At 43.9% G+C, this 25,709-nt stretch carries 13 protein-coding genes; all 13 read right to left on the bottom strand.

Annotated features, from left to right (window positions below; translation table 11 throughout):
* Positions 1–8: 8 nt before the first annotated feature.
* Positions 9–4,637 (bottom strand): hypothetical protein, encoded by a 4,629-nt coding sequence (locus AC4G47_RS10590; protein WP_491105952.1) that lies wholly within the window; start codon positions 4,635–4,637, stop codon positions 9–11.
* A gap of 45 nt (positions 4,638–4,682) precedes the next feature.
* Positions 4,683–10,481 carry a hypothetical protein gene (locus AC4G47_RS10585; RefSeq protein ID WP_491105951.1) on the bottom strand — a complete coding sequence of 1,933 codons (5,799 nt, stop codon included), beginning with the start codon at positions 10,479–10,481 and terminating at the stop codon, positions 4,683–4,685.
* Positions 10,482–10,582: 101 nt separating this feature from the next.
* Positions 10,583–11,719 carry a hypothetical protein gene (locus AC4G47_RS10580; RefSeq protein ID WP_491105950.1) on the bottom strand — a complete coding sequence of 379 codons (1,137 nt, stop codon included), beginning with the start codon at positions 11,717–11,719 and terminating at the stop codon, positions 10,583–10,585.
* 13 nt (positions 11,720–11,732) lie between these two features.
* Positions 11,733–13,652, bottom strand: a complete 1,920-nt coding sequence (locus AC4G47_RS10575) for a hypothetical protein (protein ID WP_491105949.1) — start codon at positions 13,650–13,652, stop codon at positions 11,733–11,735.
* A gap of 11 nt (positions 13,653–13,663) precedes the next feature.
* Positions 13,664–14,074 carry a DUF8551 domain-containing protein gene (locus AC4G47_RS10570; protein ID WP_491105948.1) on the bottom strand — a complete coding sequence of 137 codons (411 nt, stop codon included), beginning with the start codon at positions 14,072–14,074 and terminating at the stop codon, positions 13,664–13,666.
* An 18-nt stretch (positions 14,075–14,092) separates the two neighbouring features.
* Complete coding sequence (locus tag AC4G47_RS10565) at positions 14,093–14,509, bottom strand: hypothetical protein (RefSeq protein WP_491105947.1); 417 nt, start codon at positions 14,507–14,509, stop codon at positions 14,093–14,095.
* Positions 14,509–17,649 (bottom strand): M23 family metallopeptidase, encoded by a 3,141-nt coding sequence (locus AC4G47_RS10560; RefSeq protein ID WP_491105946.1) that lies wholly within the window; start codon positions 17,647–17,649, stop codon positions 14,509–14,511. Before AC4G47_RS10560 ends, AC4G47_RS10565 begins: the two co-directional genes overlap by 1 nt.
* Positions 17,650–17,664: 15 nt before the next feature.
* A complete protein-coding gene (locus AC4G47_RS10555; RefSeq protein ID WP_491105945.1) occupies positions 17,665–19,014 on the bottom strand; it encodes a hypothetical protein in 1,350 nt (449 codons plus the stop codon).
* Between the two features lie 115 nt (positions 19,015–19,129).
* A complete protein-coding gene (locus AC4G47_RS10550) occupies positions 19,130–19,780 on the bottom strand; it encodes an S-layer homology domain-containing protein (RefSeq protein WP_491105944.1) in 651 nt (216 codons plus the stop codon).
* Positions 19,781–19,803: 23 nt separating this feature from the next.
* A complete protein-coding gene (locus tag AC4G47_RS10545; RefSeq protein ID WP_491105943.1) occupies positions 19,804–23,637 on the bottom strand; it encodes a hypothetical protein in 3,834 nt (1,277 codons plus the stop codon).
* A 65-nt stretch (positions 23,638–23,702) separates the two neighbouring features.
* On the bottom strand, positions 23,703–24,035 hold the full coding sequence (locus tag AC4G47_RS10540) for a hypothetical protein (protein ID WP_491105942.1): 333 nt from the start codon (positions 24,033–24,035) through the stop codon (positions 23,703–23,705).
* A gap of 20 nt (positions 24,036–24,055) precedes the next feature.
* A complete protein-coding gene (locus AC4G47_RS10535; protein WP_076331342.1) occupies positions 24,056–24,535 on the bottom strand; it encodes a hypothetical protein in 480 nt (159 codons plus the stop codon).
* A gap of 127 nt (positions 24,536–24,662) precedes the next feature.
* Entirely contained in the window at positions 24,663–25,484 is an 822-nt protein-coding gene (locus tag AC4G47_RS10530; protein ID WP_491105941.1) for a YomU family phage tail tube protein, read from the bottom strand.
* Positions 25,485–25,709: the final 225 nt, after the last annotated feature.

The following is a 25,709-nucleotide window of genomic DNA, read 5'->3' as shown; positions in this document are numbered from 1 at the left end:
TCCTTTCTTTACGTGAATAGCCAGATGCGTTTACCGATCACACACATCTTGGGCCTTGCTTTCCACACTTCCAGCAAACATTTAATAAGCGCTTCAACACACTTGTCTCCCCCACCACCTTCGCAGTAAGGAATGACATAGACGTCATCACAAATCCAGTTGGTCAGTTCCATCCAGTCTAGATTAGCGTATTCGTAACTACGCGTACCCACTTCCTGAAGCGAGGTGAACACCCATTTGAACTCATGTTTGCCTTTGGGTACTGGATGTGAAAAAGTATAGTATCCACCCTCTTGAGTGAATGTTTTGATCAGCTCATTATCTATGAAGAAATCCAGTTGGCAATCAAACGGCTCAGGCACCCATACCCATCTTTCGTAGGCTTTGAAGTCATGTACCCTGAAGGTGGTCAGATATCGTTTTCCTGTCCAATCGCTGATTTGCCCCTTCTGATCTGTTGTAATCTCCACCTTATACTTGCTATAAGGCTTGGGAGCCAGGTGGTCCAGATTAAAGCCACGGAAACCATTGCCGTAATACTTTTCATCTAAAAGTACCTTTCCATCTTCTCTGGTGATTTTCACTTGCATATTACTGTTATCACAGCCGCCCATCCAGATCGGTTTGTTATCCCATACTTCAAAGTGAGTCACTTCTGCCCAGGATGGATCAACTTTAATAATGTCATCAATATTCAGTTTCCCTCCCCAGATCATTGCGCCATCTCCCGGGCAGTCCTGCTCGAATCGAACTTGAACTTCATACTTACGCTTCTCATCTGAGGTATTTTCCACTTCAATTGTAACCAACGTGTCTTCTTGATTCGTCACATCTCGGGAGTGAAGCAATTGCCCTTCTTCGAAGGTATCAATAACGATTTTCGTCCCTGAACACGCTCTGCTGTTATTCTGGTATAGACGAATAACATCTAGCCAAGCATGACTCCCACCATCTGGTGTTGTGGTGTCTGGTGGACTCGATGGCTCCTCGCCTGGGTGAGGAGAATTGCCCTCAAGGAACATGTTTCCACTTGCATCAATACAGTAATTAGGCCATCTTTCGGAAAAACTACCTTCACTTAATGTAAATCCACCTGCATCAAGACCTGTCGCGTTGGTTGAGGTTTTATCTTTAATAAGTGTGTAAACCACTTTATATTTGTGCCCGGGTATTAATGAGGGAGGGCTGTTAATGTAATCGCTAACTTTTTGACCATTTTCAACGGATATTTTAATCGGATTAAATTTGTTTTTTTCGTCTGTTAAATCAAACCACTGCACATTCACATAAGTTGTTCGATCCACTAAAACTGGATTTAGCAGTTTATTTTGATTTACAGCATCAGGATCATCCGTTTTAACCACAAGGCCTTTGACGGCTGCATAATAGTACTTACCTGATGCTCCCCTTTCATATCTATCAACAGTATCAGTTAGGCCTATAATTAATACATATTTCCCTGGTTTCGTTACTGGTATTGTCTTGGAATAGTCTTCTGCTTTAGCCCATTTTATAGAATCAAGTTTCTTGCTATCAAAGCCTGTCTGGTCTCCAATATTTCGTGTTCGATCAAGAATTGTTACTGCTAGATCAGTTTTATTTTCAGGATAATACGCAACTCTAAATCTCCCAGCTAGTGTACCTTCAGTTAAATGACACAGATATTTGAAATTAATATCAAATGATTCAACACAATAAAAATCAAAAGTTATTTTCTTGGTATCTGGACCAAATAAACTATATTGAGGACTTTGAGGATTGTTACCAGAAACATCCAACGAGTAATAGTCCACTGTACCATTTGATTTGTAAATAGCCTCAGCACGATCATATTCAGCACTCTTATTATTTAGTGCTCTCTTCACAAAGACTCTTTTCTTGGTTACTGGATAGACTGTCAACAATTCAGAGTAATTGAAATTTCCAATTTTAGGGGCAGTAAACGTACGAACAATTGTCGAATTTTGCTTTGTAACACCCAATGCGTACGCTTGACCAGAGGATGAGTAAACTTCACCTCTATTGATTGCATCAAACTTAGCAGCACGTGGTGAATGCCCTCCATATGATTTTTGCGCGTATTGGATGTTATCCGATTTTGAATCTCCTGTATAACACTTCACTCCATATGGATCTTTCTTTGCACTGCCTTGCTGATCAGTTCCCGTACCTGTTCCAGTGGAATTTCCCGAACCACCTTCTCCGTTACCTGGCGTATATTTTTTACCGTCTCGGTATCTCCATCGGAAATGATGATTCCCCGATGGTAGAGGATACATACAGTTGATTCCTTCACTGTCATTCGACTGGCTTCCTGTCCATACAGAGATACCATCAATTTGTAATTCCAATTTTTCTCCTGGATCAAATTGCCCTCCATATTGCCAACAGATGTAACCCGAATTGACTAAATGAGCTTCAAAATCACATATAAAATCCTGATCATGTCCCTGTGCCCACATGACCCCATCGCCGTTCACAATTTTTTTCCACACCCAATTTCCAGAGAATCTTAATGCTTCATGATACTTGCCTTCCTCATTAAACAATTCTTCAAAAACGTTAAAATCTCTTGTTACCCCCTTGTCTGGATCGTATGACGAGTCCATCGCTGGATAGATACGCATATGCTCTTGAATGCTAAATTTAGCTCCAGGATTTAACTCTGCATTATATCGAATGGTATCACCATTTTTTTCAGTTCTAGCGCCTGCATCTGTTACATCCCATCCACGTGTCACATCAACGTACGAACCTAGATCAGTTACAGTTCGATATGTATTGCCAGTATTGTTCCCGTACGTGAATAATTTTTCTATGTTATCGATGAAAGGCTGCTCAGTGTAATAATCTCGAATATAGAATTGGATAATATTTAAACCTTCCTCTAGCGGAATTCGTATCTGCTCCCCCTGGCTATGCATCGTTGAATAGTATTCAAGCATGCCATTTACAGTCACCTCGAACGATTCCGTAGCTCGTAATTGATGAGAATAACTAAACAAAAACCAACCCTCATTTTGCAAGTTCACTTCGGTTTGAGCAATCATATCCCCTTCTATAGGTTCATCCAGCCTTAATACATTCCCTGATCTTACCCATGGCGGGCTGCCCGACATCTGCCACTGATAACTCCCAATCCCTTGACCATGAAGCGATGGTTCCCAATGATCAATCTCGTACGTTGGACATACAACTTCAACTACACCTTTTAGATCCACAGTCGTCTCAGGGCCTGCTATGATTTCATATTCAATCTTGGCTTGATTAGCTGTTGTTTCGGAATATTCCTCATTAAGATTCCACTCTACACCGTGTACAGATTGAGCCTCACTATTATGACTGCTTTTTCCATGCTGAGTTCTGGATTCGAAAATATCATCAAAAAACAGATCATAATCTTTAACTGGATAAGATTCTTTGTCTATTCCCATGTAGTAAGCAAAAGAAACTGTACCGTCACATTCATTATCCAGATTCATTTTCATCGTCTTACTTCGCTCTTCATCTGTAATGAACTGAGCTTGAAAATGGGCTTGCGCAATACTTTTGGATGACTTTACATACCAATCACTGTCCCATTGCTCCCCATCCAGATCAATATCCAGAGGCGCAGGCGGCTTGCGTGTATCCACAATCTCAACCACTTCAACATCCTTGATATAAATACCATTGTTCTGCCATACTTCGGGTCTCATTTTACGAATTAACCAGTCGAACTTGTACATCTGTCCTGGCTGCAACGTAAATGCAGCTTCCTGCCATCCGCTATTCTCGCTCCATTCACCTCCGACTTGCTGCCCATTAATATAGAACAGCATGCCATTACCGCGCTTGGCACTAGCCAGGTACTTGAACCTGATCTGTCCATAACGCTTCACACGCCAATTAAATGTAATTTTGGATGAGTTGCCAATCTCCAGAAGCCCTAAATCCAGTTTTAAGATCATCTCTGAACCAGATTGTTCATTTTTGCCTACGGAGTGGACAGCTACCCATTCCTGATCCTCCGTCGATGATACATATCTGAAGAAATCAGGGAATTTATTCGAGAACGGGACGTCCTTTTTCATCGAAAAGAGCGGGATCTCATATACGGTTGCATCAAAATGATTGAAGTAATTCCCACTAAAATGATGGTAGTAGGGTGCCGGACAGACGGGCAATGACACACCATGATGACTACCGCCAGGCTTCTGGGCATTTTCAAGAATCTTGTGAATACAGTCTTTCACCATTTGCAGTACTCGCTGATATTGTGTTTTATCTGGAGGCTGCTGTTGTTCTACCCACCATTCAATCCTGCGATACATATTCCACAGTGCTTCACGGCATCGTACACTCGCATACCACGACTTATCTTTCAGATATTGCTCAATGATTTGATCAATACTGTTTTCCAGTGCATCCAATTGAACCGTCTGCCATCGTCCTATCTGACCGTAACCTGGATCACCCAGAATAGGATTATTTTCTTCGCCATGCCGGTCCGTTTCACTCCTCGGTGCATTGGGACTCTGCGGTAAATACGCAGGGTTATTGGGGTTGCCGTAACTTTCGTCCGCAATCTTCGCTCTCATATTGGCGAACAATACACCTTTCTGTGATTTGGAGAACAAACCAAATGTATGACCCATACCAATCACCTCCCAATCTCTCTATACGACAAAAAGAGCACCGAGTTAATCGGTGCCCGTCAGATCATATTGCAATTTCGAATCTGTGTAGATCTGGAGTTTATTTTTCATGACCGACACGGACAATGTATACCATTTTCCCTTCTCCCACTTAAAGGGTTGCATCGGAGAACCCACTGCAGTTGGATTGCCAGCAACGATTTTATATAGCTGCATCGGCGTTCTCATATCCAGACTGTTATCGCTATCTCCTCCGTGAACCATAAACATCCAATAATTATTTTCATCGAAGTATTTGAAAATAATTCCTGCGCCATCTCCATCCGTACTTGTATCCACCTTGAAATCAATTGAGAACTTATACGTCTCAGCCAGGAAATTATTACGGTACCATCCACTGATGTCCTTCGTATCTGCCTTGGAATAAAACTTTCCAAGCAATGGATCCCGATCCCAATCGCCTTGACCGAATTTAGTCCAATCGTCAGACTGGGATAATTCCAGCGCATCCATATCCTTGGAATACGGATAGTACACATTAAATGGATCATTCGGATCATAGTCCTCCGGCACACCCAAACCACCTTCCCAATCTTCAGGATCCATCCCTCGATCGAGCAGATCTTCCGAGTAATCGAATATGAGACCCTGTGCCATGGTATCCATCATTGGAATGTAAGCATCAGCGGATTCCCGTTCAGCCACCGGGTGATCAGTCAGTATGAAGCTCTCACGTGGTTCCATCTTGGCTTCGTGATACATTTCCATAAGATGAGCTGTTCTCTCGGGAAGGAACGCGTGCAACTGTTCCAGATACGCTGCTCTTTTCTCAGGTCTTTCAGCGAAAATAAAACCTGTGATGACTTGAGAACAGCGTTCTTCAAATGAAGCCATGAGAGAATCAGGATCTTCAATTACAGACAATCTGGCATTCGCTGTCCCATTCGGTAACTCTCTTTCTATGCTGGATTCACGTTCCTCAGTTATTGCTTTAAAATCAATTTCACTAAAGTAACCCGAGTCTATTAACTTACTGCCAAAAGTCTCGCCGTCATTAACAATGTAACTTGTGTATGAAAGACTATTTCCGTAACTTAACTCCTCACTGGAGAATGCAAACCTCTGGAGTGTGGTCCCATATATCCCATCGAAATGCTCACCGGCTCGCTCACCCCCAACGCCACTTTCCATTTCATGTGAATGACCATAACGGTCCATTTTCCCCGCTGCGAATTGCTCCCAATCCAGAGTCGTGCTTCTTAACAAGTTCAATCCAGAATCCAATTGATGGTTATACGCGTCATAAGAACTTCTGGAGCTCATGAACGAGTTATCTTCAATATGAACTTCTCTCGTTTTAAGGTAAGCAGATTCGCTTTGGATCAGGTCTAGCTGTTTATATTGGAAGCCAACCAGTTCCATGTCCAAAATGGATTCATTAAATTCCTTGTTTCCGTAGAACATGTCCTGATCCAACGACCCATTTCGCAGCTTCACTACATCATTGATCGTCTCATGGGAATGCGCCCATCGTTCAGCTTTTACCCCAAAAAGGTTGTTATGCAGGAATGCTGACCTATCCTCTTTATTTAACTCAAGCGTTTGGATCAAATCGACTTCTTTACCGTTTTTAAACGCATGAATTTGCTCATCACTAGTGGAATCTTTGGCATTTTTCAGACCATACATGTTCTCTTCCAAATATCCATATTGCGGTTTGTCAGCGAGCAGATTCTCTTCCATATTACCGTACTGTGGTTTATCCGCTGAGAGCGCGATCTCTATTGTTCCATACTTCAAGTTTGTTCCACCAACAATCTCAACCGGAACATCACCGTATTTCAGATTTGTTCCGCCAACAATCTCTACAGGTATATCTCCATAACTGAGCCCCGTCCCACCCACGGATTCCACTGGAACATCAGCATATTTTAGATTTGTACCGCCTAGTGGTAATGTGAGGTCGAGGTACCCATATTGCGGTTTATCGGCTACGAACTGATCTTCAAGATTAGCAGTCTTTTCAATAACGCTCTCTGTTGTCTCATGAAGGTAAGCATCATGAGTATGCTTGTAGGCAAGGATCACATCATGATCCAGTGCCGAATCCTTTTTACTCTTTATCGAATCATAGATCTGTTCGACCAAGTCAGTATCTCTGAACCCTTTACCACCGTACCAACCCTCACCATTCAATTCACTTAAGCGTAACTTGACAACTTCACTCTCAATCTCATGAACTGATGCCTCTTTCACGATTCTTGTAAAATGGTTATCTTCAAGCATGAGAGATAATCTGTTCATGTTATCCGAAATGATTTCAACGTTCAATTGTCCTTTGCGCATGATTGAATGAGCCGTCAGCATATCGTCAAGATTCGCAGATTTCATTACAGTAGTGGCTAGAGATATCTCATCTTGCACCGATCCATATCGATCTCCCCTAATCGCTTCAGGAGCAATATTTACCAACGTAGATTCCCATGCTTGCCGCATACCTGCATTAAACTCAATATCCATCGCACTTTCTCTTGCCCACGATGAACCAAGCGTATATCCAATCTCAGCTACTCCATCTCGATATTTCGAGCTGCTTATGGAATAATCGTCGCTGAGCCGTGCTGATCTCCATTCCATAGTGGCCAGTGAGTAATCGATATTAATAGCTGCCTGACGTGGTTTAATCATGCCAATAGTATAGCTCTCATTCAAATACAACTGTCTAATCCTGGCTGTGCCTATAGAGTACTCACCACTGATTAAACCTTCTCTTATTGAATTAGTAGCCATAAGTTGTCGATCATACGAGTATCCCTCACGAGTCTTTGACGTTCCAATAGCATATTCGCTGTTCAAAAGCATCTGGCGTAAGTTCGTGCCACCCATGGTGTATTCATCATCAATAATTCCATAGCGATACCGGGAAACCCCGCCCATATTAAATTCGGTATGAATTACGCTTTCACGGTTCATGTTGGAACTCACAACATCATGGTCAAGAACCATTCCGTCCCGTTGGTATCTCTCACCTATCCCGTACTCATCAAAGGCCTGTCCTCTGCGTTCAATTTGATTTCCTTCATACGCTGGGTCATCCGGGAATAATCCCCCTCCAGGATTCAGGTAACCTAATGAATCTTCAAACTCAATAATAGCCGGTCTTGCATTAAAATCTGCGCCGTAAATGACTTCCGTAATTTCGCCATGCTGATCTTCCTTTACTTTCACTCCCTCGAAAATGTCTGTCTCTAGAGTAGAATTACGTCTGTTCAGTTCAGCCGATCTAGATTCATCTTCAAGTATTGTCATGCTCAACTCTTTGGATGCTTCTGCGAGTTCCGTCCCTATATCACCAAGCTGAGATTCCTTCGCACCTTCGAAATTAAAGGAAATGATGCCTGATCTGGTTCCTTCTTTGTCAGCTGTTAAGATCCCACAATCGATTAACGCATCTACCCGCTCTCTAACCCCGGCCAAAAACGGTTCATCAAAATAAACCGAAGCGTCGGCATTATTCACAGCTTCCATCATCATTTCCAGAATGACTGCCGGGCTGTTCTCCAAGATCTCCCCAACAATAAATTCCTCATCCAGATATCCAGGGTATGCTTTATTCCCCAACCATCCTCCACCAACCAATTTGTCCAAAAGTTCTTCTCGAATCATGGTTGGTCGACTACTATCTCGGATGGATTGCAGGATCGTTTCCAGATGTAGCTTTTTACGATCTCTATGTAACACAAGTGGTTTCTCTGTCAGATGTACATGCTTCTGTTCGTCGTTCTTTCCATACGAATTTAGCTTTTCGAGCATGGTAGAACGTAATAATTCTTTGTCAGCCAAATGGTCCTCGGACTCAGGTAACCACAAATCATGAGCCACCGCTCTTTCTGCCGTTGTTGAACCAGCCGTATAGCTTTCAAAGGATGCTTTTCTTTCTGCACCTTCCTCGCTGTTCGGGATGTACAAATTCTTTTTCTCTGTTTTTGCAGTATGGAAGTTATTCTCAATATAGCTATCTAACTCGCTTTCCCTTTCACCGAGTGATTGCTTGTTGAGTATTTCAAGAGCCTCTGCAGTCACTCGTTTGCCTGGCCTACTTTCCATTTCCACATACCCAGGAACCTTACTGATCCTTCTGCTCTCCTGCAAATCTCTAAAAACAAAACCGTGCTCCATACTTTCACGATAAGCCTGTTCTGCATGACGGTCTACCTCACTAAGAACCACATAAATCCGCCGCGCCTTAGGACGCTCATGCTCAATGTACATTTTCTCCAAATAAACTCTTTGCCCCGTAGTCAGATCACCTATGACGTTCATATCTTCCGCTTGATCCCGAGCTGCCCAAGGAAACTGCCTTTCCACATCCGTAATAGTCCCTATATCTCTGGATGCCAAAATGATACCGGATGCTGTAGTTGCGGGATGGTTGTCTATCATTCTGTGAGCTTGGAGCGGATGCCAAAGGGTATCACTTGGACGAAATACTTGTGCATTTCGATATTGGTCACGGCTGCTTTGACTGAGATCATCATGAAAGTAAAGTTGCTTGTCGACTTCTCGCGTACTTCTCATTTCGGTATGCAGAACAGTGGGGTACTGACGATCCTTCAGTTTGGCAAGTACATTCTCGTGAGTTGTCATTTCATTCTTAATAACCCGCGTAGCCTGATTCAGTTGTGAAAGAAACATATTCTCTTCGATGTCTCTGATTGCTTGAACAATTTTGCCTGTAGTCGTTCCACCAAACGTTGTTGCTCGCACAGCTGTTCCCAGTGTCTGCATGAGTGTAAATTGTGAAGTGTTATACACTCTTTGGGCTAACGGCAACGTGCGATCAAGGTGCATATACTTTATTTCCTGAAATCGACGAATATAAGCAGTCGACATATCCGAGAGAATGGATAATTGCTGATGATCATCTACCCTTTTCCCATTCATGGCAGCTTGTTCAGTAAATGTTTCTTTATGACCTTCACGTAAACCTAGCAGGTCCTGATACAAAATTTCCACATCTTTTTTGCTTACTTTCAGAGACTGAAGGCTTCTCTCCAGTTCTGTACTTCTGAAGTGGTCTTGAATGGCTTCTAACAAAAAATCATTTTGTGTCCGGCGTCCAACGATCTTCTCCACTTTCTCGAAAACCTCTGCCACATCCATATCCGGTTTATCGTTTCGAACGGAGTGTATCAATTGCTTAATCACCAGTTCAGAACTGCTATCTTGCTCTGCACTATCTGCATAGTCTGCAATCATCCCAAATTCACTGATCCTGAAACTGATTTTTCCAGGCTCCAGCTTATCCAGATTCTTCACAAAGTTACGAGTTAGACCCAAATTACGGACAATCTTCAGCTCTTTGTCATTATCTACACGCCAGCCCTCTGACATATCTTCATGAATCAATGAATCCTTTAAGCCTCCGGGTCTGTGCCCCTCATCGTGATGATCCATCTCCAAAGCTTCAATTAACGCAGATCGCTCCATTTCGAACGAAAATTCCATAATATCGCCTTGCTTGGTAGCTGAGCTCGATCCTTCCGTGGAACTGTGCAGAAGTCCTTCTTTATCCTGTTTAGCATCACTTAGGACAATAAATCTTTCTTCTCCTTCAAGATCCTTGCGAATCGCTTCCACAAGTTGATGATTAAATCCATGTGAGATCGATCTTGCCATGTAGAAATCAAGCATCAGGACACTTGGATACCGGCTGTAAGGCATGTATATAAATCGATAATCCTCAGGCCTGCTTCCTGTAGTTCCGACTGTAAACAGGTAACCGTACTGAGTTGTCGTGTAATCTATAACGGTGAAATCAAACTTATTGACTACTTGACTCACGTCACTGCCCCCTTCCAACTAAAAAAAGGGAACCCCTGAGTGGAGTCTCAGAAAGTTCCCTCTCACTGAATCTATACGACTCAGCTTTGATTCAGTTTAACTTACGCCGTATAACGGACTTCCTTCAGAATAGCCACACCCATACGCTGGTTGGCAGACAGATTCATGAAATTCTGTGCCGTATCGGTATCGAAGTAACGATACACCTCTTGGTCCCAAGACTTGCCTTCCACATCAATAATCAACTCATCCAGGTGAAGGATATTATGCTTCGTAACCGCGATGCAGTTATCGAATTGACCTCGGTAGCCCTCGTAAGGGTGAACCACATAGATCGGAGACAAGTGATATTTGGATGTCCATTTGGATGCCTGGAAGCCTTGAGGCTCCAGTTCCAAACCCGTATCCCCCAATTCCGGATCTTGATAAGCTTTACCTTTCGGTGGAGCTTGTGTGATAAAGGAAGGATAGTGCTGCTGGAATTCAATACCTGATTTGGTTTTCAACATCTGAAGTGTGTTGTTACCTGCAGAGGTGTATTGACCGTAGTAATACGTTCCTGTTGTGGCAATCTGAGAGATATCCGGTTCCTCAATTACCGCTCCAGCTGTCAGCATTACGTTTCCGTCTACATCATTCAGGTTGTATTTGAATGGTTTCAATGCACCTGCGTACAGGAAGGATTTTTTGTAATCCAAGAAATTTACTGCAGGGTCCGCGACGAGAACCATCGCCAAACGATTGTTCATGACATTCACATACATGTATACAGGTTTTTCTTTATTCCGATCGGTTGGTGTGTAGTTTTCCAGTGCCCATTGGTAGAGTACCGGATGTCCTGTCAGCTTGAATGTTGGGCGAGTGGTAACCGGTAGTGCGGCTGGTTCACTGCCCTCGAATCCCTCAAGCAACTGAACAGTCAACGTACTATGCTCCTCATAGGCTGCAACAGGTGCAACGACGCGTGGTACCAGAGCATGATTAATGAAGCTTACATAGAAATGTTTAGTAATCGGTGTTGCTTGTGTTCCGATCGTCATGATCCCGCGAAGAATAAGCTCCTGAATTCGGTCACTACTGTCCTTTTCTTCGTAAAATACTTCCCACAGATTTTGTTCCTGAGATTCGCCTGCAGTGGATTCAAATGGGAAACTCTTAAACCCTGTAACTTCCTCCTTCAGTTTTGTCAATACGTCCTGTGAAGTGGTGATTGTTTCTACATATTTAAAATTTGCCATTATGTAATCCTCCTTATTTTATCTCTTTCAAAAATGCAATCGTAATTACATCTGGTGATGGGGAATGCTTGAATAGATTCAACGGACTCTTGATACTGAAAAACTTGTAAACCTCTGTCCACGTACCCAACGCAGGTTTGGAAGGATCTTTCAGAATTTCTGTGTCTACGATTAATTCATCACGGTTGACCAAATTATGATCGTATATCGCAACTACACCGTCCATATAACCCCGGTATCCCTCTGCCTGATGCACAAGGTAGATTGGACTCGCGTGATACTTTCCTGTCCAGAGGGATTTCTGGAACCCAGCCGCATCTACAATCAATTTCGAAAGGCCAGGGGGAAGTTTACCCACAGATGGATAGTTCGGAAGATGCGAAATAAATGCCGGGTAATAGCGCTGGAACAAGACATTACTGCGTGTCTTCAACATGGACATGGAGTCCATACCATTTGATGTGTACTCACCGTATTTGGCATAGAGATCCGGATTAAGATCCGTGAGAATATCATTTTTCGTATAACCTGTCATATCTGTTCGCAGATCACCCATACCTACGGTGACACCAAAGTTTCCTCCATGGTCGTAATCATTGAACGGAACGATCTTGCCTATGTATCCAAAACTGCGGTAATAGCTATGAATATTCGGTGAAGGATCACCTTCCAGAACAAGAACAACTCGATCATTGTTTACCGATAAAGTGTATGCTACCAGGTAATCCGGTCTGCGTTTTTTGTTAGGCAACCATGACGTGGTAGAATGTCTGCCGTGGAAAAAGCGAGCTGCCGGGCTTACGATCTCTGTCTTGCCGTCATAATCCAGCTTCCACTTCGTGGACGGTGGGATGAATGTTTTGACAATCGTATCTGTGTTCCACATCTCATAAATGGCTTGGGCTTTGGCCTGATCTGTAACTGTAGGTGTTAACCCCGGTTTAACCGTAGCTGGATCACAAGCTCCTATAAACGTTGTCGTAGAATCTCCGGTAGTATTTGTACCTTCAAACTCTTCACCATAATAAATATTAATATAGTTCCAATCATTCGTTGGTTGTTCCAACATTACAGAGTACTCTCGCACAGGAATTCCAGTTGGTACAGTTGGCGTACCTTTAATCACTACTCTAGAAGGCACATCATGAACGGGATCAGCAGTATAATAACGCTCAGTAAATGTGTATTTTGATTTACCTGGTTCTACGAGACTGTTCTTTAAAGTTGTCCATGGACTATAATAATCGTAATATCTTACATACTCCCACTGATAAGCCGTCTTAAGAGCATAGTTCCAGTCATCCGGAAGTTCCGTAACCAGTTCAAATTCATTCCAGTCATCCAAGTAAACTACTTCATCGGTACTAAGAGTTTGTCTCTGCTTTACGATATACGCAGAAACACCATCAGGTTTAGTAAGGTCTGTAACCAAAATAGCAAGTTGATTAGGAACATCTACAAAAATATTAGCCCCTGTCTTATCCGTATAAGAAAACTGAACGACCTGAACCTTTCTTCCCGTCTTATAGTTACCATAATCCTTATCTCTTACTTTAGGAAGTTCACTACCCTCTACAACTGGATTCCAATAAACTGAACTCACTTCGTAAAGAAAACCATCATTTTCAACTGCAGGTGTTCCATTCTTGAATTTAAGTTTACTGTAGTCAGGAATCTTAAACACATCATACAAGTTACCATCCGTATGAAGATACTTCCCTTGAATATTAGGCCGAGTTTTAGGAGTATATGTTACCCAATAATCTTGCTCTGCCTCGTAAACCTTCTCCCAGCGATTGGCGTCAATCCCGCCCTCTACTCTGGGAATATCAGCACCTACGATTTCATCGGCCAGCGTGTTGATCAATTTTTGTGCTTCCGACTCTCCGTCAATATAAGCGGCAAAGTTCGTCTGCGGTTTTTGCAGTGCCATCGTCACCCTCCTTATCTCAAAAATTTAATGTTGTACCAGACCGACTTGGCTTCAGCCACCGCGTTGTAGAAGTCAAACTTAATGGTCGTCCCCGCCGGAATCGGGTAGACAATTCCGAAACTGTTCCCCATAGAAACTGATTCGGGAAGTTCCTTCGTATAGATGGTTTGACATACTCGCTCCGTCCCAATGGTCAGCTCCCAGTAATCGCCGACACAGTAGTGGCTCGCAGCAAACGCAATGCTCAGAAACTCTGTGTCATACGCCAAAGTGAACGTATCAGACTTGGTGGTCTTCGCCGCCGGAATGTCCAACATCTGTCCCCGAATGAACGGGATCGTCTTTTTACTGAAGTGTGGGTACGGCAGCTCGCGCACTTTGTCGATGACGCCACCCGCGATGTAAGATACATTAAATGCCATGGAACCACCTCCTACATGTTATATACGACTTACGCTCGTTCCAGTTAAGCGTCCTTCGTCATCATAATTTAGACCAATATTGTAAGTGAACATCGACTCTCCACTCGGATCATATGTACGGGCCGTCACCTGCGTTAGCCTGAAATACTTGTAATAATCATAATCCGGGTGGGAATAGCCCACTCCGGAAGGAAAGTAATCCTCATCCTCTGAGCCAAACTTCATCCAGATCGAAACCTTCCATGCCGATTCATACAAGAGGTCTGCTCCAGTCACCCTGTCCGGGTCCTGCATGTGCTCCCGATATAATGTAACGGAAGGCTCACCTTCCAGAGGAGAAACATTCGAATTGGAGATACTGCTATATTTGCGAAGCTCCCGGTGGATTAGATCCAGCACGGGAAATACAATATTTTCATTCACAATGCCGGCCATTACACCATCACTCCCTTTCTTGCCCACATCATATCAATGACCTGTAACATGCCACGGTCAACCGAATAACTGGTTTTCATACTTTTAATCGTATATACAGCTCGTGTGGTGGTCGTTTTATCCGTCACAATAACGTTGTCGAGCAGATCAAGCGCAGGATTCGCAGGAATGGATACCTGTAGCGTACGGCACATACGTTTCATGTCAAAAAAAGCTCGCTCTGCCACCTGTCTTTTAGCTTCAACCGTCTTCGCCCAAGGAACGGCCAGCACCATGGTTCGGATTTCTCCTTTGAGTTCTAGCAAAATCTCCTTGTCTACGAAACTGCTCTGACTATCATTCGAGTCAATAACAACAATGTGGCTTCTTCCTCTGGACCAATCCGTGGATTTCGTAATGGAGATCAGATTGTCATTCTCGGAAAACTCTGCCACGACAGGTTTGTCATAATTCAGGCGTTCCAGTCGGTATGTACCATAACGGTCACAATAGCTTCGATACGGAATCTCCGAGATCACCTCCTGAACAGCTTCCGTAACTTTGGCAGACCATTGCTCAAACGTCCTGCCATACTCCTCAATAAATGGATTAAGCCATCCATTCGGTGTCAGCACTGTACTTGCATCCTTGACTTCAAACTCACCTTCTTGACCCGGTACGGGGACAATGACCCTACCCGTCTTCTGATTTACCTCAATCAGATAGGTCTCGTCAATCACGTAGTCAGGATAAGAGCGATCCTCACTGGTAGCCCGCCAACCCACCATACCTGCATGTTTAATTAGATCCAGTACAACCGTTGATTTGACCCAAGCCGGCTTTTCAAGCTCCACAGGCTGAGTTGGTGTCGGTGTAACTGCCGGAGTGGAGGTTGATGTGATGGTCCAGCTTGCAGGGTCTGCAAGCATCTCCTGATAAAAGGTCCATACCTTGTTCACCCAATTCTCCCGATCCTGACTCCAGGTCATCGGAGCAATGTCTCCACCATTATGGAAATAAAGTACATCCGCCTTGGAAGTTACTTTCTTTCCTTTGGAAGCCAGTGCTTTGGACATCCGCTCTGCTCCGCGCTTCATCTGCTCCTGAATTCCCTTGTAAAGGGGATTGCAAGCACTTGTACTAGGACAGCCATATCCAAGAATAAAGCTTCCATTTTCTTCTTTGCCCTTCCCCTGTGTTCCGAGAACGGTCTCGTGCCTGCATATCGCAAGCAAAAACTTATGATCGGGCACACCATACGCTGCAGCTTGGGCCTGTGCAGCCTGAATTATGGATGATGTCCGATCCGTGCCAACTGCTGCAGGCGGCACCGGATCTGGCACATTATCAATCTCATCTACTTCTGGATAGGCTTTTTTCTCGGAAATGACTTTCTCGATAATGCGCTTGTACATATCTCGGGCCGTAATCTCCAGCGTGGAGCCTTCGCCATTGATGTCCACCTTGTCAATCAGTCCAGTAAATACCCGCATCATGTGCTGACCATATCCCATATATATGCGTATCGGTGTATTTTCACTCAGAACTCCGATATGGAATCCGTTTGCGAAATAAGACCATGGAGACGGCACGCCCCCAAGCTCAGGAAAATGAGCAGGATTATAATCCGGGGAGAAGAATCCTCTCGGATTGGAGATGGTCAACCGTGCTTCCCGGGCTTCAGAATCAAACTGATCATCGATTTCGGCACTAATGATATTGGGAAGAACCTGCGTGTCCATATAGACAAAAGACCCGACCTGAATAACATCCGTCTCTGTCCTTCTATTATTGATAAAATCTCCGTAGCTGTTCGTTTTATAATATCCTTTAGACGGATCGAGCCCTTCTTCACTCTTTTGATTCTTCAACGGAGCAGGCAACAACTCTTGTATGCGAATATAATCAATGGCGAATTTTTTATACTTCTTACTCGAAGCAGGAACAGACCCGGTTGGGACAGTGGGGTTTTGTTTGCCCCCATAGGTCACCTTAATCTTGATACTCTTGGCTTTTGCAGGAATCACAATATTATTCAATTCCGTGAGTTTGGTCAGATCATATGCCCCGTTAAACTTATTGACATAGGCATACGTTTTACCATCAATCACCACAGCGAAAGAATCCCCTTCCACTTCACTAAAATTAGTCCCCATTCCAATACTAAGCAGCCCTTGGGTGGGCATACTCAGTTTCGTCACGTTAATCTCAAATTCAGCTACGGCGGCTTTGCCTTCAAAGGTGTATAGCAACTTGCCTCCTGAATCAAACATAGTCCAGCCCGATTCAATCTTGGCATAATCCGAAAATTTCAATCCGGTTGTATAAACGTTTTTCTCATACCAGTTTCGCTTGTCGAACTTCTCATTGAGCTTAATCTCTCCGGGATATCCTTCGACCTGAACCGGCTTTACATCAGTAAATGTTGTTTTCGCATTTCCGTGCAACTTGCGCTGTCCCTTGAAATACAATTGAGGATTAACTGCCTTACCACCTTCTCCAGTTCTCGTTGTTGGATTGACTCCTTCCCAAATTTCAAAATGCAGATGTCGTCCCTTGCCCACCGCACGTTCAGCCGCAGACACCTTATGACCACCGGTATATACACCACCCGTATTGCCTAGTGTTCCAATGACAGCACCTTGAGCTACTTCATCATCCACCGAACAGAGTATCTCTTTTAAATGAAAATACTTGGTGATTACACCATTAGCATGTCTTATATTTACGGCATTACCAGCACCCTTTGTTTTACTATAGGATATTCGAACAACCTTTCCAGCCCATGCAGCCAAAATCGGCGTTCCAATCTCATCAAACAAATCAATACCTTTATGAATTCTTGTACCTTTATCACGAGGAGAGCCAAAATTATCTGTAACTGTAATACTATCAATCGTTTTACCCTTAACCGGAAAAAAAATCTCCTGAGCATTCGCTTGAGTCGAACCGTTATATATACCATTACTCGACTCATCCACCCAAACGGATTCTGTACTGATGATGGGTACCTGCTCGGTTACGATATGCCTGAACTCTTCTGTCCGTCCCGGGATAAATGCCAGCCGATCTACTTCGACCCGGATATTGGGAAGCGCTCCTTCCCCCAGCTTCAGACGCTGGGATAGCACATTCATAACCTCATCCGAAATTGGAATCATATTGTAATCTCCCCTTTACTTGAATCGCTCGATGGTCCATTTCATGAATCGGTCCAGGAAAGCTACGGCTTCAGCCCGGGTCATAGCGGAATTCCCAAGGAACCATACCTCTGCCTGTTCTGTGCCATTTGTAGGTCTCCCCATATCTGTTACTATCGCTGCACCATCCAGCTTGTTATTGATCGGAATGCCAGCAATTAGTGGATCATTGTTCGCAAATGTTTCGTCTTCCATTTCCGAGACGGCTATTTTCCAGAAAGCATCCTTGGACTGTTCTACTCGCTCACCTTTGGTTTGATAATAAATGGCCGAATCTTTGCCAACGTCTGCGAACCTCTCGCTCACATCTTTGAGATAATAGAAAGTCACTTCGTCGCCTTCTGACAAAGGCTGATTGAAAACAACCGTGTGGTTGTCAATTTCCGAATAAGCTGGTGTTTCTTGGACTTTATCTTTTTTTTCGTCTTTGAATTTCACTGTAACTTTAAGTTTCTTTTTACCTGCCGGATAATTGCCATTAAGTCTAAAGACCCGTTGCCCTTGAAAAGCGGGAATGGTTTGATCAATCCCCGTCGTTGGTGCTTCTTTGTCCGTAAATCTGGCATAGAAAACCTTGCGTAACTTGTTAATCAGATGAAAGGCTTCTCCCCGCTGTATAATTGCATTAGGAAAAAAACAATTGTTGTATGCTGGTTTGAGTGTTGTCGCTTTGATGTCTTCACTTTTGAATTTGAATGCACCACCGCTATTCTTAGTCCAATAATTGAACTTGCAAGTGACACCGTTCAGATTAAAGGGAAGAAACACCGATCCTCCCGGACTGACACAGTATACATCCGTTCGATAACCAATAGCCTTTGTTGCAATTTTGGTTACCGCCTCCGCATCCCCCATGGTGTCTGCCCATACCTCGGAAGGAATACTAAGTCTGCGAAGTGGTTGGCCTGCTGCATACAAATATTCCTGATGATTACGACTGAACGGATCATAGAAATAGGTCGTCGCTGCACTAAGTGCAGCTCTGGGCAGATCTCCAGTCCAGGACACGGGTGGCCTTTTCCAATCACTGTCCAGCAGTGGTTCACCGTAACTACAGAAAGACACCACCTGACCTGCTTTCACACCGGTATACAACTCTACATCGGTTAATCCCTTACTATTGGTTTCAGCCGTTTGGTAGATCGTTTGTACACCATCAATAAACACATACAGTGGATTGTCATCTGTTGGTTTAATCAGCACAGGCAGACTAAATGAGGTTTGCCCCGCTTGCCCTTTGATTTCCTCATATACAAAAGGCTTACCTTCCTCAAACTTGTTATAGTTGATCCCGGCCACAAAGACTTCACCATCTTCCAAAACCATATTCGTGGCTTCCATAACATCGTTATAGAACCAGTCCCCTTCGTTTACATCAACCCATTTTCGTATGATAAACACCCCCTATCTTTAGAATAGACAGAAAAGAGAGTAGGTCACCCTACTCTCGAATTGTTCGTTCCAGCAGACGCTTGGTTCGCATCAGGAAAGTAACAAACTCTGCTCTGGTTATAAAATCTTCTGGCCTGAAGTATAGAATTGGGGTGCCATCCAATTGTGTTACAACTGTCAGTCCCAAATCAGCCATGCGCTCAATGGAATCTCTTGCCCAGTGGTCCTTCCCTTCTGTTGTCTGTAAATCCTGAAACTGTATTGCACTCTTACGGTCATATCCATCTTTTTTGATCAGGGTCATGGTCAATTCGACCTTGTACCCCTTCTGATCTTTATCCATCGTATCCTGATGGTAGAAAATAGGGTCAACTTTGATGGACTCTACAACACCAACATAGATATTACCCTTCTCATCATAAAATTTGTGAGTCCAGCCTACGTACATGGCGTAGTCGTGATAGGATTGCTTATCTTTAAACAAGATGTTAATGATGGCCTTGTACGAAGATACTCCCATCTGATGAAAATGCGAGGGAGCATTAATCATTTTAATTTCCCTCACTTGCGGATTGGGCGAAGGTGAAGAGTACGGATCAATAATTCTTCCGTTCACTGGCTCGAACTTCATGCCTGTATCTACATACAGCTTTCTTTTATACCGGTCATTAACTAAGCCAAACGGGTCTTGCTGAGTCATATCAGATGCCCTCCTTACCTATTTTATCTGGGGATATGATTGCTTCCCATTCTTGCACCTACATTGCTAGCCATATAGTTCACCATACCCGGGTTGTTCTGCCGCAGTGTCTTGTCCAACGTAGATGTCAGTCTCTCCACATCTTTTGTACTGCCTGTCATATTATCGATGTTCACATGAACTGTAACATCACCTGAGCCAACCATCACACTTTTATGTGTATTGTTCGTCGTCATGTAATCAAAGTAATCCATGACCTTAAGACCTGCTGGAATGTTGAATGAAGATATCGGTTTATCCATTTTTTTGCTAATTTCATACAAATTTTTGGACTGTTCTACACCCAATGACTGGATTTGTTTAAAAATCTCCATATATTCATTTGACCCTGGTTTAAACACACCACTATTCAGCAGATTCTTCCAATCCTGCTTGATCGTACTTATTTGTGAGTTCATTTCAGATGCACGGGATTTGTTCAATGCAATTAATTCTGGTGCATCTTCCTTACCCCCATTAGCCGCCAGGAGATCATACATTCGTTTATCATAATCCAACTGCGTCAACTCAAACTGATCATTCATCTTTCGTCTAAGCTCATCAATCTGGCTGTTTTTAACACCATTCAGTTCAAGCTCTGATTGTGCCTTCTGCTGTTTCTTCTCATTGATCTCCAGGCCCAGTTCATCTTTACCCTTACCTTCAGCCATCTTGTCGTACGTCTTCTGTAAACTTGCAATGGCCTTATCGAAGAACTTGATATTCTCTTGCAAATATTTCTCCATTAGTGCGCGCATCTGACCAGAATCTTCGCGAACACCACTAATCAATAGACGGGATCGAGTGACTTGGTAATTGGTATCGTTATCACTTGTCGATTTGTTAAGCTGCCGATTAATCTTGGCAATCATTTCATCAATGCCATTGCTCTGTGGCTGAGGCGTATAACCGTTAGCAATAGTTCCTATTCCGCCCGCAGCAGGAATATACTGCATTTGAGGTTGTATGTATTGTATCTGTGGTTGTTGTTGTTTGCTGTCCCCAGGCGGCTTTCCAGACTCTTTATCCATTTGAATCTGGGCTTCTTTTTTCTCCTGCTTGTAGTTGTATTCTTTGCCCAGTTTCTTCTCAACTGCATCTCCGCCGTCTTCGCTCCATACCGCCTTAAATCCCTTCCAGTAGTCCCCGAACTTGTTATTCGTTGCACTTTCTCCGAATATTGAACTCATTGTGCCGGACACAGCGGCATCCATTCCCAGGTTTAACCCTTTCCACACTTTCCCTACAAAAGATGACTGCTCCATATCCTTGAAATCTTTGGCCAACTCTTCCTTATTGGTAGCGCGAATACTCTGCTTCTCCGCTTCTGACTTACCCATGTTGTTTAATGGATCGACAAGACCAGAGACGACATCCATGGCGGTCATCGCCAACCCAAGTGCCGGTACAGCTTTTAAAGGCCTCAATAATCTCCCGCCGGATTTGACTAATTTCGATAGTTTTCCAGGTGTTTTAATCCCACGGGCAGCTTGCTCCGCATTGATGTCACGCTGAGTAATCGAGTTGCCTTGTCTATCACGAAGAATATTTCCATCTTTATTACGGATCGGGGCATTGCTGTCAAAAAATGCTTTGCGATTGCCCGTGTCTTTCATATCCTTAAACCTGGAAAGAAGGCCTCTTTTGGGTGTATTTTTATTCCCTTTTTTCGAGTCGCCCCCCGGATTGAATTCATCCATTATCGCGTCTTTCATGACATCTTTAATCAGGTCTTCATGACGAGCTACAAAGCTTTTGTTTTTGGTATCCTTCTTGTCATCCTTAACAGGGGATTCAGGGGATCCAACGCTTCCTGCACCTGGAACGACTAGTAATCCTCCTGAACCATTCATCATACTTGCGAGCTGAACCTGTTCAAGTTCCTTCAGTTTGGATATGTATGATGTAGCATCAATCATGCCCTGTCTAAAAGAAGCATTTAATTCATTAACTTCGGTTCTCAAAGCGGAGAGAACGTCATTCAATAGAGTCGACTGCTTACGCAGCTTCTGGATCTCGGATTCGTAGCGCTGAACATCCGTTGAACCGTATGTAAACTCAGCATTAAGGAAATACAACTTGTTTCGTAGTTCAACTGCATCCAGGTCCATTTCATCCATTGCCATCATCAAAACTCTAGCTTGGTGTTCAAGTTGCATCATTGCTCTACTCGTGTCATCCAGTTCTCGGCCTAGAAACTCTAGACTTCGCTTCGTCTTCGCAATCTGAATATCGAGAGAATGCATTTCTTCTCGCAACAGAAGAAGTTCTCGACTATACGTTTTGACTCGCTTCTCAGCTTCGTCACGTTCTTCTGCATAAATGGAAGAAGCCGCTGTATCCCCATCTTGTATAGCCTGATTGTATATTTTATGTTGATGATCTCGGTTAGTCCGTGCCTGAAGTACATCATCTTGCTTGGAGGCGGCCCTGCTTTGAATTTCTGTTCTGCGATGTTCCAGAGTCTGCAGACGACTCTGTTGTCTGCCCATTTCCTGCGCTACACCAGCACGCTGCACATCCGTGACTCGAAGTCGCTCGGGAACATCGCTCCCCATATTTTCGACTTCCCCTGGATCTGCATTCGTAGCACCGTATCGTTTCTGATCCCCTTCATTCATCACTTCACCGAACTTATCCCACGCAACCTGAACACCGACTTCATCCATAATTCGGTTAAGCAGTTCCATATGATCAACAATGCCACCCGTACGATCACCAATTAACCGCATGACTGCGATAAGATAATCGCCCAGCTCGGCAAATTCCTCTTTCAACCCTTGCATCGCCTCATGTGTTGCAATCTGAAATGCGATTTCGATCTCTCGTTGTCGGAATTGAAGGTTGTCTCTACTACCGGTGCGCTGATGGATCGACGCGTTTGCATCCACAGCTTTCAATTGTTCAGCAAGAAGATCGAACATGACTCGATTCGATGCAAAAGCTTGCTGCGAAGCCTTATCTCCTTTTGACTGAACCAACAATCCAGCCTTGCTAATCCAGTTGGCTAATGCATCCTCTTGTGCAAGCGTTCCATCAGGGTTACCAGCCATTGGAAGGGTCTGACGCATCATATCCATCAAGTCCTGAATGCCAACATCCAACATCGTTGAAGCTCTAATCATCATGTTTGTGACTTGGGACAGATCAAACCCACTGCTTCCCCATGCCGAAGTAACAGCTTCCAAACTCCTTGCCGTCTGTTCTACATCCGTATTGCCCGCTGAATGCAGCTTGGCTACTTCTTCAGCAAACCCAGTTGCTTCAGATGCATGATCATAATTACGAGAACCAATGCGATACGCAAGACCTACATCTTCCTGATCCATACCATGTTGCAGTGCAATTCGTTGCAGATTTTTGACCGTTCCGGTTTGTGTGAATTGCCCACTGTCATTCGTTGTCCCAGACGATCTAAGCTCCAAATTTTGGTCGGCCCGGCTCATCTGTTGATCCATCTGCTGCGACGAGTCAAGGGATTTTTTGAGTAATGTTGATGAATACCCCTTGGTTTCACCCGCTGAAATATATTTCATCGTTTTCATCACGGAGTCTATCAACCCCTGTGAGCCAGCTGCAGACACATCCTTCATTTCACTGAACGCTCCACGATAAAAGTGCTGCAAATCGGTAGTCAGTGTTTCAATCATTTGCGACTGCATATCACTTCTGATTGTCTCTACACGTCTAACCAATGTGTTAACACCCGAAAGGTAGCTTCCTTTCAGCGCTGTATTTTGTCCAGTTAATTGATCCATATCTGTTAATATTTCTTGTGTTAAGGAATGTTTATCTCCTTGTCCTTCTGTTTCAGTCAAAAGAATCACCGCCTTTATGCATAAATCCCGTTCTACCTTCATTTAGGCAAAACGGGATGTCTCTCTTATCCTCCGAGCGCTTGTGCAAGCATACCGATATCATCTTCTGATATCTCCGTGTAATCCTCGTCATTGAAGGTTCTTTTACGTCTGACGGTCCCATCTTCTTCAACTTCCTCGCCCCCACCGCCACCGAACATGCGAAGAGGTGCTGTCATAAGTTCAACCTCAAATTGAATATATTTCTCGGCTGACTTGCACAGCTCCGCAACCTGAGGGAGTGTGTACTCCCAAATCTCCCACTTGTTCAGCCCACAGTGTTTATGGAGGGTGAAGAAGATCTCTCCCCAGTGAACGGATTCCTGTGTTTCCGTATCACGGATTTCGGTTCCCTCCAAAGACTCCCCCTCGGTGCGTTCTACTTTTTTAAACCGTTGAGCCCTATGAGCATATCAATGACTTTACGAGCTGTGTTCAAATCAAGATACTCATCCAGATATTCTCGATTGATGATATACTCGCCATGTTCATCTTTGGTCACGATATGAGGATAATTTTTGAATGCCATTGCCAATACATCAAATAAATCCTGCTGCCGCTTTTCGTCCAGTTCATCATTCTCAGTCGGAATGAAGTTAAGAATAATGGCATCGATATTCACTGTCTTCAGCAACTTCATCAGACGGCGGGCATCCTTCAGATTACATGGCGGAATACGATATTTCCGTCGATCCCGCAGCGTAATAATCTCATCATCTTCAAAGAATGCACGCTCAGCAGCTTCCACTTCCTCCGGAGTCACCCGTTTGTTTTCCGGATCATCTTTGATTCGTTTCGCCGCTTCCTCATTCAGCTTTTCAGCAAGCTCACGCTCGGCTTTTTCTTGTTCTGTTTCCATGAATTTAAAGACCTCCCCAGGACATTCTCCCCCATATAATAAAAAACCTGGCAAGGCAAGGCTCTGTGAAGGGGAGGACACAGATGCCATGTAATACCTTGCCAGGAGCAATCAACCTTATTAGATATTAGATCTTGCTTGGTGCGCTGAAGCGTTTGATACTGCCGATTTTTCCGTCAGCACGTTCAGGATCAAGAATCTGCAAGGAGATTGCAGATGCAGAAGCGGCAGCACGCTGGGCATTGATGCTGAATGTTCCTTTTGCACGGCACATGTACAGCTCGGTTTCAACACCCGCATACGAACCATCTTTTTGCTGGAACGTACCGTGATGAATGACAGAGATCGGGAATGGTACTTCGTCAACCAATAGATCAACCATGTCTACAATTTGATCTCGCTTGTAGTTCAGCACAATCTCTTTACCGATATGGACCGCATTCAGGATGACTACACCATTCGCTTCGTCGTAGAAGAACTCATTCGGTTCCACGGCCGTTCCTTTCAAAGTAAGTTGTTTCAGCAACGTGTTGGAATCTTTGAGACGCACCGTGATGCCACCGTTGCTTCCATAGATTTCACTCGCATGCTTCGGCTTGGCTTCAGCAAATCCAGAATTGGATACGCCTGCAGCCACTGTAGACTGCTCATTCAGCACCCATACATAGGACTTCACTTGCTCTTGTACCGTTGAACCCATCATCAGCTGGATCGCATCCAGATCGAATTTGGCGTCTGTTGCCGATACTTCGATCGATTTGGACTTCACCAGTACATCAATGGCGAACAGACCGTCACCACCAAAGATATCCTCAAGCTCCACGTTAAGGTCAATTTTCAGATCTTGCAGGGTACCCAGGGTAACTACTTCAATTTCGCCCATCGGATCTGCCGGAAGGCGCTTAGCCATGAACGTACCTACACCTTTGATAATCATTTTTTTAGCCATTGAACAGTCCACTCCTTAGGATAGTATGTAATTTTAGCTACTGAGACTTGCTTAGGCCTGGATCAGGTTAAGGACTTGATGATCGGGAGATCCTTTTCGTTTAACCCGTCTGGCTGTTCGCCGTCTCTGCTTTTTATAGTGTAGAACGCTATCTTCATTCCCTAACGATAATGCAAACGAAATATATTGAAGCACGATTAGCCCTGTCATCTTTGGAAAAGGAAT

The sequence above is a fragment of the Paenibacillus sp. Negev47 genome (genome assembly GCF_058313655.1).
This window is presented reverse-complemented; position numbering and strand designations above follow the sequence as displayed.

What these genes read in the sequence shown, in the direction of transcription:
- AC4G47_RS10555 (WP_491105945.1), bottom strand. Translation starts at nt 19,014, where the DNA reads ATGGTTTTGGAAGATGGTGAAGTCTTTGTGGCCGGGATCAACTATAAC.
- AC4G47_RS10570 (WP_491105948.1), bottom strand. Translation starts at nt 14,074, where the DNA reads ATGGCATTTAATGTATCTTACATCGCGGGTGGCGTCATCGACAAAGTG.
- AC4G47_RS10590 (WP_491105952.1), bottom strand. Translation starts at nt 4,637, where the DNA reads ATGGGTCATACATTTGGTTTGTTCTCCAAATCACAGAAAGGTGTATTG.
- AC4G47_RS10565 (WP_491105947.1), bottom strand. Translation starts at nt 14,509, where the DNA reads ATGGCCGGCATTGTGAATGAAAATATTGTATTTCCCGTGCTGGATCTA.
- AC4G47_RS10580 (WP_491105950.1), bottom strand. Translation starts at nt 11,719, where the DNA reads ATGGCAAATTTTAAATATGTAGAAACAATCACCACTTCACAGGACGTA.
- AC4G47_RS10535 (WP_076331342.1), bottom strand. Translation starts at nt 24,535, where the DNA reads ATGGAAACAGAACAAGAAAAAGCCGAGCGTGAGCTTGCTGAAAAGCTG.
- AC4G47_RS10575 (WP_491105949.1), bottom strand. Translation starts at nt 13,652, where the DNA reads ATGGCACTGCAAAAACCGCAGACGAACTTTGCCGCTTATATTGACGGA.
- AC4G47_RS10560 (WP_491105946.1), bottom strand. Translation starts at nt 17,649, where the DNA reads ATGATTCCAATTTCGGATGAGGTTATGAATGTGCTATCCCAGCGTCTG.
- AC4G47_RS10530 (WP_491105941.1), bottom strand. Translation starts at nt 25,484, where the DNA reads ATGGCTAAAAAAATGATTATCAAAGGTGTAGGTACGTTCATGGCTAAG.
- AC4G47_RS10550 (WP_491105944.1), bottom strand. Translation starts at nt 19,780, where the DNA reads ATGACTCAGCAAGACCCGTTTGGCTTAGTTAATGACCGGTATAAAAGA.